Origin of the sequence: Paractinoplanes hotanensis, assembly GCF_023717965.1 — a bacterium.
GTDB lineage: Bacteria > Actinomycetota > Actinomycetes > Mycobacteriales > Micromonosporaceae > Actinoplanes > Actinoplanes polyasparticus.
Genome location: NZ_JAMQOL010000095.1, coordinates 1 through 12,845, shown reverse-complemented (window position 1 = coordinate 12,845; position 12,845 = coordinate 1). Strand labels below are relative to the sequence as shown.

Annotated in this window: 11 protein-coding genes; 6 read left to right on the top strand and 5 right to left on the bottom strand. The window is 66.6% G+C overall.

The window, feature by feature from the left end; translation table 11 throughout:
* Positions 1–470, top strand: a 470-nt coding sequence (locus LXN57_RS47050) for a tetratricopeptide repeat protein (RefSeq protein WP_251804843.1), incomplete at its 5' end; no start/stop codon positions are given.
* Between the two features lie 275 nt (positions 471–745).
* On the opposite strand, the gene trpD is transcribed toward LXN57_RS47050, so the two are convergent.
* From trpD to LXN57_RS48145, 4 genes are all read right to left on the bottom strand, one after another.
* Positions 746–1,864 carry an anthranilate phosphoribosyltransferase gene (gene trpD, locus LXN57_RS47045; RefSeq protein ID WP_438872993.1) on the bottom strand — a complete coding sequence of 373 codons (1,119 nt, stop codon included), beginning with the start codon at positions 1,862–1,864 and terminating at the stop codon, positions 746–748.
* A gap of 380 nt (positions 1,865–2,244) precedes the next feature.
* Positions 2,245–2,799, bottom strand: a complete 555-nt coding sequence (locus LXN57_RS47040; RefSeq protein WP_251804841.1) for a GNAT family N-acetyltransferase — start codon at positions 2,797–2,799, stop codon at positions 2,245–2,247.
* Positions 2,800–3,236: 437 nt separating this feature from the next.
* On the bottom strand, positions 3,237–3,578 hold the full coding sequence (locus LXN57_RS47035) for an L-rhamnose mutarotase (RefSeq protein ID WP_251804840.1): 342 nt from the start codon (positions 3,576–3,578) through the stop codon (positions 3,237–3,239).
* A 550-nt stretch (positions 3,579–4,128) separates the two neighbouring features.
* Positions 4,129–4,260: a hypothetical protein gene (locus LXN57_RS48145; RefSeq protein WP_285904768.1), complete on the bottom strand. Its 132-nt coding sequence runs from the start codon at positions 4,258–4,260 to the stop codon at positions 4,129–4,131.
* A gap of 370 nt (positions 4,261–4,630) precedes the next feature.
* Here LXN57_RS48145 and LXN57_RS47030 point away from each other — a divergent pair, with 370 nt between their 5' ends.
* From LXN57_RS47030 to LXN57_RS47010, 5 genes are all read left to right on the top strand, one after another.
* Positions 4,631–7,375 (top strand): helix-turn-helix transcriptional regulator, encoded by a 2,745-nt coding sequence (locus LXN57_RS47030; RefSeq protein ID WP_251804844.1) that lies wholly within the window; start codon positions 4,631–4,633, stop codon positions 7,373–7,375.
* A 182-nt stretch (positions 7,376–7,557) separates the two neighbouring features.
* On the top strand, positions 7,558–8,379 hold the full coding sequence (locus LXN57_RS47025; RefSeq protein ID WP_251804839.1) for an alpha/beta fold hydrolase: 822 nt from the start codon (positions 7,558–7,560) through the stop codon (positions 8,377–8,379).
* A 12-nt stretch (positions 8,380–8,391) separates the two neighbouring features.
* Complete coding sequence (locus tag LXN57_RS47020) at positions 8,392–9,231, top strand: alpha/beta fold hydrolase (RefSeq protein WP_251804838.1); 840 nt, start codon at positions 8,392–8,394, stop codon at positions 9,229–9,231.
* The gene (locus LXN57_RS47015) at positions 9,228–10,028 is read left to right on the top strand and encodes an alpha/beta hydrolase (RefSeq protein WP_251804837.1); all 801 of its coding nucleotides are present in this window, start codon (positions 9,228–9,230) and stop codon (positions 10,026–10,028) included. The genes LXN57_RS47020 and LXN57_RS47015 overlap by 4 nt, the downstream gene beginning before the upstream one ends.
* Positions 10,025–10,825 (top strand): MBL fold metallo-hydrolase, encoded by an 801-nt coding sequence (locus LXN57_RS47010; RefSeq protein WP_251804836.1) that lies wholly within the window; start codon positions 10,025–10,027, stop codon positions 10,823–10,825. The genes LXN57_RS47015 and LXN57_RS47010 overlap by 4 nt, the downstream gene beginning before the upstream one ends.
* Positions 10,826–10,895: 70 nt before the next feature.
* On the opposite strand, the gene LXN57_RS47005 is transcribed toward LXN57_RS47010, so the two are convergent.
* Complete coding sequence (locus LXN57_RS47005; RefSeq protein WP_251804835.1) at positions 10,896–12,191, bottom strand: MFS transporter; 1,296 nt, start codon at positions 12,189–12,191, stop codon at positions 10,896–10,898.
* Positions 12,192–12,845: the final 654 nt, after the last annotated feature.

Genomic DNA, 12,845 nt, shown 5'->3' with positions numbered 1-12,845 from the left:
ACTACGCCGAGGCCGAACGCCGCTACCAGCAATCTCTGACCATCAAAGAGGAGCTGGGCAACCGGGCCGGCATGGCCAACAGCTACCACCAGCTCGGCGTGCTCGCGCAGGACCGGGGTGACTACGCCGAGGCCGAACGCCGCTACCAGCAATCTCTGACCATCAAAGAGGAGCTGGGCAACCGGGCCGGCATGGCCTACTCGATCAGCCAGCTCGGCGTCTTGCATGCCGACACGCAGAAACCCACTGAAGCCGTGACTCTCCATTGCCGGGCATTGGCGATTCGCCTCGAAATCGGTGTCCCACAGGCCAGTTTCGATATAGCCCGACTCCGTGATCTCCGCACGAAAATCAGCGAGAAAACATTCACGGATACGATCAGAACGATCCTCGACGAACAATCCTCGCGAACCCTGGTCGAACTGCTCGACCACGAAGATCGGTCGGAACAAGAAGACGATCGCGAGTAGTATCAGACTATCCACAATTGACGCACGCCTGCGAGAGCGGCGTACTAACATGCCGCCGAGCGTGCGCGCCAGCCCGCGGGAAGTGGTGCACGTGGCGTGATGGCGACGCGCGGGGTCGTTGTGCGCGCTCGTGCCGAGATGGTTGCACCCGGCCTTGCCATGTCCCGAGTGACTAACCAATCACCGCAGCGTGGTCGGCAACCGCCGCTTCGGGTTGCGCGGCGTGCCGCGAAGGTTGGTCGCCACTGCTACATCGGCGTGGATGCGCGTGCCCGCTATGCGGCTTCAGCGGCGCCTGCTGATCCGGCTACGCGCTGGCTGGCGGTGATCCATCGGGTCAGCGTCGCCTTGGCCGCTCCAGTGTCGATGGCAGCGGTGCACCGGGCAGTAGCGGCGATGAACTGATCAAGCAGAGATGCGTCACGATCGTCGGCCGCGACCAGAGCGGCAGCGGCGTTGAGGATCACGACATCTCGGACCGCGCTGCGCTCACCGCTGACAACGGCCCGAAGGATGCCCGCGTTCTCCGCCGCGCCACCACCGCGTAACGCGGCCGCCTGCACTCGGACGAACCCGAGATCTCGCGGATCGAGTTGGCTAGTCGTAACGGTACCGCCGCGGACCGTCCAGACCTGCGACGGCGCCGATGTGGTCAACTTGTCCAACCCGTCCTCTCCACGTACGACCAAGGCGGAGCCCCCGCGCGCAGCCAGCACGTCGGCGACGATCGGCGCCATCTGCGCATCAGCGACACCGACCACCTGACAGCGCGGATCAGATGGGTTGATCAACGGTCCGAGCAGGTTGAAGACCGTGGGCACGCCCAAGTCGCGACGCACGGACGAAGCATGGCGCAGGCCGGTGTTGAACCTCGGTGCGAACAGGAACGTAATTCCCGCCTCCGCTGCTATCCGGGCGGCCTGCTGCGGCGTCAGGTCCAGCGGCATCCCGAGGTGTTCAACCAGGTCGGCCGCGCCCGCGGTCAAAGATGACGCGGATCGTCCGCCGTGCTTGACCACCGTCACGCCGGTCGCGGCGGTAACGACGGCAGCCATCGTGGAGACGTTGACGGCGCCGGTGCCGTCACCGCCGGTGCCTGCGATGTCCACCGTCGCCCCGGGAACAGCAACCGCGGTTGCGTTGGCGCGCAGGGCCGTGACCAGGCCGGAGACTTCAGCGGGCGTCTCGCCCTTGGCCCGAAGCGCAACCATGAAGCCGGCCATCTGGGCCGGCGTCGCCGTCTCGAAGATGATCTGGTTCATCACCCAAGCTGTCTGGGCGCTGGTCAGGTCACCGCCGCCGAGTAGGCAGGAGAGCACGGCCGCCCAGCACGACGTACCGGAGCTCGAATGGGCCGCCTCGCGGCGTTCCACGGGGGAGGTGGTCGATGACATGGGAGTCCTCGCAGGAGCGGGCCCGGCAAGGCTGCGAGCTTCCTCAACGAAGACGGCCGCCTCATCGGGCGGCCGGTGGGTTCGAACAGGTCAAGGGCCGCCTACAAGGCGGACCACCAGCCAGTCGAACGCATGATCATGCCCAGCACTCTAGCAACCCTTCCCGCCTGTCCACCACACTCCTCGAATCGGCCTCCATCCCCCGGGTGCAACCGGGCCCGGCATACCCGCTGCCCTTACCGCGACAACACGCAGCCCATCGCCTACTGGCTGCCCTGGATATACGCAACACCGCTGACGGCGCTTCGGAGGGTGCCGATCGCCAGCACGCCCGGTCGAGAATGCCACCGAGACGCTTACTCATTTGCCGCTGAGCGTGGTCATGACCGTAGGTCGTCAGGGATCAGCGAGTAGATGGCCAGGTCCAGGCGGCCGGCGTGGACGATGCCGGCGTTGCGGGCGGTGCCCTCGTAGGTGAAGCCGGCCTTCTCGGCGACCCTGGTCGATGCCTGGTTGCCCGTAGCGATGCGCAGGACGACTCGTTCGAAGGCCGCCTCGGTGAGCACCCAGCGGGACAGTGCCACGGTCGCCTCGCTCATCACGCCCTGGCCGCGGAATGTCGGTGCCGCCCAGTAGCCGATCTCGGTTTCCCGACGACGCCAGTCGGTGCGCTTCAGATCGATCACACCGGCGAGGGCGCCGTCCCAGTCGATGGCCCGGGTCAGCCCGCGACCGCCCGTCCGCACGGCCGGCGCCTGTTCGCGCACCCAGGACATCGCATCCTCGCGGGAGTACGGATCCGGCAGCGGGAGCCAGCGCTGGGTCAGCGGATCGGATACGGCCGCCACGATGGCATCGACATCCTCGTCGAGCAGCGCTCGCAGCACGAGTCGCCGAGTCCGCAGCACCACATCGGGGAACACCTGATCGCTCACCGCACGATCATCGTCCTCGATCGGCGGGGACGACGCGGCAGGGGTAGCGGAGGAAGTCAGGATTGGCTTCCGTTGCCACCGTCTACTTGCTGCGAGCCTATTGGGCCATAGCGATCCGACAAGGTCGCCACACACCGGCCATGCGGACGTTCGGATTTGTAGCCGCTGACCGAGCGCGCTGGTCACCCCGTTGGTCAGTCGACGTCGCGCGTCCCGAGGTCTTCCGAGCTGCTCGGTGTGGGTTGCACTGGACAATGGCGTCACGACCAACGAGGCGAGACGCGCTGTGGCGCAGGCCTTGATACGGCTTGCGAACTCTGCTGACTACCGTGACCGGTCCGACGACAGTCTCTGGTCGTGCGCCCCTGTCTTCGGAGTGCCGTGCCTTGCGTTCGTGGCCGGCGGCCGGACAGCGACTTTCCCGCAGCCGGTGCCGTTCACCGAGTCGGCCAGGAGAAGTCCCAGACCAGGTCGCCGGGATCGTCGCCGATGTCGGTTGCCTGGGTGTCGACGAGGTACGGTGCGACCTCCTGCTGCCAGCGCTGATTCACCGGATCCATGTCCAGGATTTCGTCCATGTGCTGACGGTCGAGCGCGACCACCTGATGGGTGAGGATCAAGTCGTTGCGGTAGATCCGCCAGGCTATGACACCGGCGGCGCGCATCACCGCGTCCAGGTCGGCCGGGATCGCCCGGTGGAAGTCGTCGTACGCCGGGCCCCGGCCTGGGGCCAGAAAGGTGTGAAACTCAAACGGCTCGCCGAGCCCTGCACTGCTCACTTCAGCTCCGTCCAAGGTCGCAACCGCACTTCGCGGCACGTCAGCGTATCGGCGGCCGGGGACGCCGGGCGGCGCGGTGGCCGGATCAACCGGACCCGGTCGCGTCCTTGTCACGCCCGCTACTGATTGCGTGTCAGCGACATACCAGCATCCGGCTCCAGCCGCCGAGGTGGTGGGTGGCCTGCAAGTCCGCGAACGACGTTGATCGTGGCTGTACGACGTAGAGGAGTAGCCGGACAGTCGCGACGAGGCGTCAGCCCGGCGGGGCCAGCACCGCATCCAGCACGGACGGACAGCGCATACTCCGACCGGCAACGGTCTGGAGATCAAGGAACATCGTGCATACACGAGGCCTGGCAGCGTCCTGGAACTCGCAATTGCCGACCGCGCGACCTCAGCAGCACGCTGCAACGCCACGCGACATTCGCCCGAACAAAGGTGCTGACTCTCGAAATCAACGCGACTGAAAGAAGGACATCGTCACAACTGATGGATACCCGCATCTTGCCGTTCGGACCGATGCACTGATCTGCCGCGTTGAAGGCACTCGTCATACCGGAAGAAACGCGCTCATGGACTCTTCGCCGCGGTCGATCACCCGGTTCGCGGTGTCCATTTCTGGAGTCGAGGCCGCGGGCACTGCGCTGGCCGCGTTGCCGCCTTCCGCCACTTCTGGATTCATGGGCGGGTGGCTACTGGCAGCGGTGTGGCTGCTCTACCCCGGATGCGATCTTGTACGTGGCCGCGAACCGGTATGGCGTGGGAGTACCTGCCGCGCGACTTGATGCTGGGCATCTTCGCCTTCGTAGCTTGAAGCAGACCCTCCGGCATCACACGCAGCGCGGCGATCGGCGGCAGGCTCGACCCGCTACATCTCTACCGGGCTACGTCCAGCGATCCGTCCGCTTGCTGCAAGAGGCCGCTGCTAGCAGCCCTCTACGATTTCGCCCCCGCGGACCGCCGATCCTCGATCCCACCTGTCCCGGCGGCGCTGGCGTCCCTCGGCGCGGCCCGCCGAGCACACCTTGCGCATAGTCTCGGCTCGCGTGACCATGACACTGGGGCGTACGACGGGGCTGAGCGTGAGCGCACATCTTTCATTGGTCGGGCGGGGGGCGGAACAGGCGGCCATCGGCACCCTGCTTGATGGGGCCGTTAAGGGAGGCGCTGCCCTGGTCTTCGTCGGTGCGCCCGGCGTGGGAAAGTCGGCATTGCTGGAATGGGCCGCCGCGAGGGCAGGTGACAAGTTTCGCGTGCTGCGCACTGTCGGCTCGGTCACCGAGTTTGGTCTGCCGTACGCTGCATTGCACCAGGTGATGCGTACGATCCTGCGCCATACCAACGGGCTGACCGTCCATCACCGGCTCGCGCTGGATGTGGCGTTCGGTGGTACGTCGGGCGCGTCGCCGGACCTCTACACGGTGGCGATGGCGGCACTCGAGTTGCTGGCCGAGGCGGCCGTCGAGCGCCCGGTGTTGCTGCTGGCGGACGACGCCCAGTGGATGGACCCCGCCAGTCAGCAGGTGCTGGGCTTCGTCGCCCGCAGGGTGGCGTCCGACCGCGTCGTGCTGCTCGCAACGAACCGCGAGAACGAGCCGGGGTTTCTTCTCGATGCGACCATCCCGTCGATGGGCATCGCCCCGCTCGACACGGAGTCGGCGGCCAGGCTGCTCGACGTCGTCGCCGGCGGGCTCGACCCGAGCACCCGGTCGCTGCTGCTCGACGCCGCGTGCGGCAATCCGCTCGCTCTTCTGGAGTTACCCCGTGCGATTCATGTGTCCGCGAGCGCGAACCCGAACCAGCTGGCGCTGACCGCGCGCCTGGAGGACTCGTTCCTGACCCGGGTCGGCGAGCTCGACGCCGTTACCAGGACGCTGCTGGAGGTGGCGGCTCTCAACGATTCCGACGACGTCACCGAGATCGCCGCAGCCGTTGATCTGCTGTCGAGCGGCGACATCGCTCGTTCTCTCGACCCGGCGGTGTCGGCCGGGTTGATCGCCGTGGACGGCGCTGTTATCCGATTCCGGCATCCGCTCATCCGGTCGGCGATCCTGCAGCGCCTGGGGCCCGACCGGCGGCGCGCCGGCCACGCCGCACTGGCACGCGTGCTGGTCGGCCAGCCCGAGCGGTCCGTCTGGCATCGGGCATCCGCAGCGCTGAGACCGGACGCCGCGCTGGCGGCAGAGCTCGAGCGGCATGCCGAGCGGTCGATCGAGCGCGGCGCGCCCGCGAACGCCGTCCGAGCGCTGGAACGTGCGGCCCAGCTGTCCAACAGCGGCCGAGGCAGGCGCGAACGCGCCTACCGGGCTGCTGTACTCGCGTATGCGGTCGGGCGGCTACAGGACGGCGAGCGGCTCCGACGGAGCTACCGAGATCTCGTAGACGGCGAGCACGACGGCCTTCGATACGAGTGGCTGAATGAGCTGGCGGGCGCGGATCACGGTGGTGACCAGCGCATTAACGTACTCCTCGACCTCGCCGCCGGCGCGAAAGCGGCCGGCGACGACGAGCTAGCGACCAATTTCCTGCGTGCGTCGGCGTTGCGTTGCTGGAACCTCCTTCCCGGCCGCCCGGTGGGGAGACAGGTGATCGCCGCCGCGGACAGGCTGGCGGTCGCGGACAAGTCGACGCGCGCCGAGCTGCTGGCGTACTGCTCGCCGCTAGACAGTGCCGAACTGGTGCGCGCGTTAATCGCCGAAGTCCCGGCCGCCGACCGGGACTCGGCCACGACCTATCGGCTCGCTCATGCGGCGGCGTGTGCAGGAGCCGTTGACGTGTCCGAGGGCCTGCTCATTGAGGCAGCCGAACGCCTTCGGTCGGAGGGCCAGCTGTACACCCTCGGCCGGGCACTGTCGCTGCTCGCGTGGTCCGCCTTGCGTCGTGGGCATTGGTCGCACTCGGTGGCCGCTGCCGACGAAAGCACACGATTGTGCGCCGAGACTGGTCAATCGTTCTGGGAGGCCAGCTCGCTTGTGGCGCACGCCGCGGTGGCTGCGTTCCGCGGCGACTTCGAATCTGCTCAAAATCTCATCGCCCGCGCCGATCGCCTAGACTCCCGCAGGCTGGCCACCATTGAGGCAGCGACACTGGTTGCCCGAGGGGCCATCGCTTCAGGCCAGGGCAACTATGAGCAGGCCTTCGCCTGCCTTGCCCAACTGCACGATCCGGCCGGGGGCGCTTATCACCCGGCACATGCCCTGTGGTCGTTGGCTAGCCTGGCGGAAGCGGCCACGGCCTGCGGCGAGGTCACCGCCGCTCGCGCGCTCGTTGCTGGGCTGCCTCCGGAGGTGCGCGAGACGACGTCGCCCACCGGACGCATGAATCTTGGTATCGCCCGGGCAGTGCTGGCCGCCGAAGACGAGTCGGATGCGATGTTCGCCAAGGCCCTGGGGATCAATATGGCGATGTGGCCGTATGAGCACTACCGCCTGCTCTTCACATACGGAAGATTGTTGCGCCGCCAGCGGCGTGTTCGTGAGTCACGCGACTATCTGCGCAAAGCCCGGGACGGATTTGACAGCCTGGGCGCACGGCCGCTCGCGGAGCGCGCCAGGGAGGAACTGCGGGCAGCCGGCGAGCGCAGCGACTCGCACACGGAGGACATCTGGGACGTACTTTCGCCCCAGGAGATTCAGATCGCGTCCATGGTCGCGCAGGGTTTGTCCAATCGGGACATCGCAAAGGGCCTGTTCATCTCGCATCGGACCGTCGGCAGCCATCTATACCGGATGTTCCCCAAGCTCGGTATCACCTCGCGCGGAGAACTGCAGCGGATGGCCGCAGAACACAACCTCTGACGCGCGCCGGAACTGGATCTGCAGTCATCGTACTCACGATGGATCGGCGCCGTCGTCGTAACGTCAGCTCAGCGACTCGCCGGCTCGAGCGAGCGCTACCACCGAAATGCCTCTACGCCCACTGGAACCTGGGCCGATACACCGTGTCCTCCGTCTGCTTCCGGCGAAAGGAACCACACCTCATGCCTACAGCCTCACGGCGTACGATCCTGGCCGCTTCAGCGGCGGCTGTCTCCGCCGGCGCGCTCGCGGCGACGGGTTCGTCCGCGATGGCCGGCTCACCGCACCGTCCGAAACCCACGATTGTCCTGGTGCACGGCGCCTTCGCCGACGCGTCCGGCTGGAACGAAGTGATCCGCCGACTGTCGGGTAACGGCTATCCGGTGCTCGCTCCGGCCAACCCGCTGCGCGGCGTCGTATCCGACTCTGCCTACCTGAGTAGCTTCCTACGCACGATCTCTGGCTCGATCGTGCTTGTCGGCCATTCATACGGCGGTGTGGTGATCACTAATGCCGCGACCGGCAACCCGAACGTGAAGGCGCTGGTGTACGTCGCCGCTTTCGCCCCCGACGCGGGCGACACCGTGCTCGGGCTGCAGACGAAATTCCCCGGCACGAAGCTTGGCCTGGAGCAGCTGGACTTCCGGCCGTACCCGCTGCCCGGCGGAGGAACGAGCACGGACGGATACGTCAAGACAGCGTACTTCCGGGACATCTTTGCCGGCGACCTGCCCCGCGCGACAACCGCCATCATGGCCGCCTCCCAGCGACCGGGCGACTCGCACACCCTCGAGCAGCCATCCGGCGCGCCTGCATGGAAGCAGATCCCGTCCTGGTATCTGGTGGCGCGCGACGACAACCTGATCCCGGCCGCGGCTCAGCGGTTCATGGCGACACGAGTAGGCGCCCGCACGGTCGAGGTCCGCGCCTCGCACGTCGCCATGATCTCCCAGCCCCGGATCACTGCCGAACTCATCACCCTCGCCGCCCGCAGCACCAGCTGAGAGGACCCCACCATGCCCTTCGTCACCACCAGCGACGGCAGCCAGATCTTCTACAAGGACTGGGGCGCCGGCCGTCCGGTCGTGCTCAGCCACGGCTGGCCCCTCAACTCCGACAGCTGGGAGGCCCAGCAACTGTTCCTGGCGAACAACGGCTACCGGGCGATCGCGCACGACCGGCGCGGGCACGGACGGTCCACGCAAACCTGGCACGGCAACGAGATGGACACGTACGCCGACGATCTGGCCGCCCTGATCGAGCACCTGGACCTACTCGAAGTCACTCTGGTCGGGTTCTCCACCGGCGGCGGCGAGATCACCCGCTACATCGGCCGGCACGGCATCTCGCGCGTCGCCCAGGCGGTCCTGGTCTCGGCGGTACCGCCGCTCATGGTGCGCCGCGAAGACAACCCGGACGGCGTGCCGGTCGAGGTGTTCGACGGCATACGCGCCGGATCCACGTCGGACCGGTCCCAGCTCTACAAGGACCTCGCCGACGGGCCGTTCTTCGGCAACAACAGACCCGGCGCTGACGTCTCGCCGGGCATTCGGGACGCGTTCTGGCTGCAGTCGATGGCCGCCGGGCACCGCAACGCGTACGAGTCGATCGCGGCTTTCTCGGCCACCGACTTCCGCGACGACCTCGCGAAGTTCGACCTGCCGACCCTGGTAATCCACGGCGACGACGACCAGGTCGTGCCGTTCGAGGTCGGCGGCAAGGCCTCCGCGGCGCTGGTCAAGGGTGCCGAGCTGATCGTCTACCCCGGAGCGCCGCACGGCATCACCGACACCCACAAACAGCAGCTTGGTGAGGATCTACTCGCCTTCCTCAACACGTACGGAGCCCGATCATGAGCGCAACTCCCGACACCATCGTCCTTGTTCACGGCTTCTGGGTCACCCCACGCAGCTGGGAACACTGGATCACCCACTACGAGAAGAAGGGTTTCCGTGTCCTGGCGCCCGGCTACCCGGGCTTCGAGGTCGAGGTCGAGGCGCTCAATGCCAATCCGGACATCATCACCGCTGTCACCGTGCCGGGCATCATCGCCAAGTTCGAGGCACAGATCGAAGCGCTGCCTGAACCGCCGATCATCATCGGGCACTCGGCCGGCGGCGCGTTCACTCAAGTCCTGCTCGACCACGGCTACGGCGCCGCCGGCGTGGCTATGAACTCGGCACCCACCGAAGGCGTCCGCGTAGTACCGCTGTCCCAGGTCAAATCGACGCTGCCGGTCCTGAAGTCACCGGCCAACCGGCACAAGGCGGTCGGCCTGAGCCTGGAAGAGTGGAAATACGCCTTCACCAACACGTTTAGCGACGAGGAATCGAAGGCGTTGTACGAGCGTTACCACATCCCTGCCAACGGTGGCATCCTGTGGGGCAGCGTGCTCGCGAACTTCCAACCTGGTCACCAAGACACCTGGGTCGACTACCACAACGACAGCCGGGCACCGCTGCTGTTCATCTCCGGCAGCGAGGACCACATCATGCCGCCGTCGGTGCAACGATCCAACGCCGCCCACTACAAGTCGAACACCATCACCGAACACATCGAATACGACGGTTACGCCCACCTGCTTCCCGCACAGAAGGGCTGGGAGGAGATCGCCGACCACGCTCTCGACTGGGCCCTGCGCCACGCACGATGAGCCCGGCGCCGCAAGTCCGCATCACACACATCGGCGGCCCCACCACACTGCTCGAGGTCGGCGGGTGGCGGTTGGTGACCGACCCGACGTTCGACCCGCCCGGCCGCAGGTACGACTTCGGTTGGGGCACCTCATCGAAGAAGACAACCGGCCCATCGGTGTCGCCGGCTGCGCTCGGCCCGATCGACGCCGTACTGCTCACCCACGACCACCACGGTGACAACCTCGACGACCTCGGCCGTACGCTGCTGCCCCGCGCCCGGACAGTGCTCACCACCACTGCCGGCGCCCGGCGGCTCGGCGGCATCCCGCAAGGACTCGAACCGTGGGCCACCATCATCCTCAGCCACGAAGAGCGGCCCACGATCGAGGTCACCGCGACGCCGGCCCGGCACGGCCCACCCCTGAGCCGGCCGATCGTCGGTGACGTCATCGGCTTCGCGCTGCGGTGGGACGGCCAGCAACACGGCCAACTGTGGATTTCCGGCGACACGGTCCTGTACCGCGGGATTCGCACCATCGCCGAGCGGCTCCGCATCGGCACCGCCCTGCTGCACCTCGGCGGCGTTCGGTTCCCGATCACCGGACCCATCCGCTACACGATGACTGGCCGCCACGCGGTCCGGATCTGCCAAGCAATCCGGCCGCATACCACTATCCCCGTTCACTACGAAGGGTGGCGACACTTCCAGCAACCCCGCGCGGAGATCGAACGCGAGTTCGCCGACGCTGCCGACGACATCCGAGACAGCATTCGATGGCTCCGGATCGGAACTGTCACCGACGTCCCCGCCTAAGCTATGGTCCGGCCGTCCCGCCACACAAGCATCGACGGGGCGGCCGGACCGAGAATCGGCGCGGCAGGACTCAAAGCACGGGCTGCTTGAGTGCTCGCCGCCGGGGCGGCAGGTGCTGGTCGTGGAGGCTATGCCGACGTGACGTCTCGGTCAGTGCCAAGGCACAGACAACGCTGACAACCGCCAACAACGCGATCATAGCGCCGACGGCCATGACGCCGAATGAGTCCGCCAGCACAGGGGCCAGCAGCGGAGGAACAGCGCCGCCGATGATTCCGCCCAGGTTGAATCCCACTCCCGCTCCGGTGTATCGGTATCGCGTGGCGAAAAGCTCCGGGAGAAAAGCGCCGACCGGCCCGAATGCCAGCCCGTTGAGGCCGAAGGCAACGGCGAGAGCGAACCCGAACACGACAGGGCTTCCGGAGGTGAGCAGAGGGAAGAGAGTTATCGCCCAGATAAACGCGAGTCCACCGGTCACGATGATGATGGTGCGTCGGCCGTATTGGTCGGAAAGTTTGGCACCCACGAGGACACCGAGTGCCACCACAGCAGCGGCGAAAATCCCGAGTGCGAGAACGATCCGCCGTTCGATCCCCAAGGTCGCGGTGCCGTAGGTCGTCAAGTAGGTGGAGCCGATGTAGAAGAGCGCGAAGACGACGCCGGTGAGCCCACCGCAGAGCAACACCTCACGCCACTGTTCCCGGATCACACCGGCGAACGGCGACGTGCGACGCGCGTTGGACGCCGCCCGGAAGACGGGAGTCTCTTCGATGGTGCGCCGTGCCCATAGGCCCACCAGCACGAGGAGTGCGCTAGCGATGAACGGAATGCGCCAGCCATAGGAGAGGAACGCATCGTCGTTATCGTCAAAGATGGCGTCGGTTGCCAGGAATGTTGCGCTCGCCAAGGCGAAGCCGATCGCGCCACCCCACTGCGGGAAGACGGCGTACAAGCCACGACGGCCGGGCGGTGCGTACTCCGCTGTCAGGAGATTGGCGCCCGCCCACTCACCGCCTAGCGCAAGACCCTGCAGAAAACGCAAGACTACGAGGGCGATGGGTGCAGCGACGCCGATCACACCCGCCGGCGGAAGCAACCCGATCGCGACCGTGGACAAGCCCATCATCAGCAGCGTGGTGACCAGGGTCCCCTTTCGTCCCCACCGATCGCCGTAGTGCCCGAAGACAATCGCCCCCAACGGCCGGGCGACAAACGCGACGGCAGACGTGGCGAAGGACGCCACGGTGCCCGCGACGTCCCCGAGAGCCGGAAAAAAAACTTGGGAAAAGACCAGCGCAGCAGCCGTGCCGTATATGAAGAAGTCGTAGTACTCGATCGTCGTGCCCACAAGTCCGGCGATCGCCACTCGCTTCAACGAACTTCGAGCTACCTGCGAACTGCGGCTCACGAGAAGCATGCCTCCCTTGACGGGCCTGCCTGTTCTGCCGCCGGCTCGTCATCTGGCCAGCTGCGGGAAGATGATGGACTTCACCCACCTAGTCACGCCCCCGTCGACGGCGTCAGGACCACCTCCGCCGCGAGGATAGTCACCAGCCGGTTCCCCATCAATACGACGAGCGACCATTACTGGCCGCCATTCGGCGCGCTCCGACCGTTGCATTTGCCGACGCCGCCCCCGCCGCGCAGACATCCGTCGGCGTACCGGCTGCCGTCGCTCTGACCAGACTCAATAACTGAAGATCATCTGACCCGGCGAATGAGCCAAATGCCGACCCTGGCCGGTAACCGAGGCTCGAATCGATCCTCCGCTACAAGAGCCGTGTCAGAGCGGCTCCACCGCATAGGCGCCACCAAGCACAGAGTAGCCGTTGACGACGGTACATCAGCATGGGTAAACCGCGAACATCGACGAGGCGCTGTACGTCCGCGACGACGGGATCTGTCGACTACGGCAAGTCACCGCAAGCGGGGACAGCGGCGTCCGGATCTGCCGATGAGCGGACGCGTGATCTTGGTAATAGGTCCGCGTAAGGGAGCCTTTTTGGTGGGCGGCCAGGCC

Excerpts from the sequence above, each read along its gene's own strand:
- LXN57_RS48145 (WP_285904768.1), bottom strand. The coding sequence starts at position 4,260 with ATGAATCCAGAAGTGGCGGAAGGCGGCAACGCGGCCAGCGCAGTGCCC.
- LXN57_RS47030 (WP_251804844.1), top strand. The coding sequence starts at position 4,631 with ATGACACTGGGGCGTACGACGGGGCTGAGCGTGAGCGCACATCTTTCA.
- LXN57_RS47010 (WP_251804836.1), top strand. The coding sequence starts at position 10,025 with ATGAGCCCGGCGCCGCAAGTCCGCATCACACACATCGGCGGCCCCACC.
- LXN57_RS47025 (WP_251804839.1), top strand. The coding sequence starts at position 7,558 with ATGCCTACAGCCTCACGGCGTACGATCCTGGCCGCTTCAGCGGCGGCT.
- LXN57_RS47020 (WP_251804838.1), top strand. The coding sequence starts at position 8,392 with ATGCCCTTCGTCACCACCAGCGACGGCAGCCAGATCTTCTACAAGGAC.
- LXN57_RS47015 (WP_251804837.1), top strand. The coding sequence starts at position 9,228 with ATGAGCGCAACTCCCGACACCATCGTCCTTGTTCACGGCTTCTGGGTC.
- trpD (WP_438872993.1), bottom strand. The coding sequence starts at position 1,864 with ATGTCATCGACCACCTCCCCCGTGGAACGCCGCGAGGCGGCCCATTCG.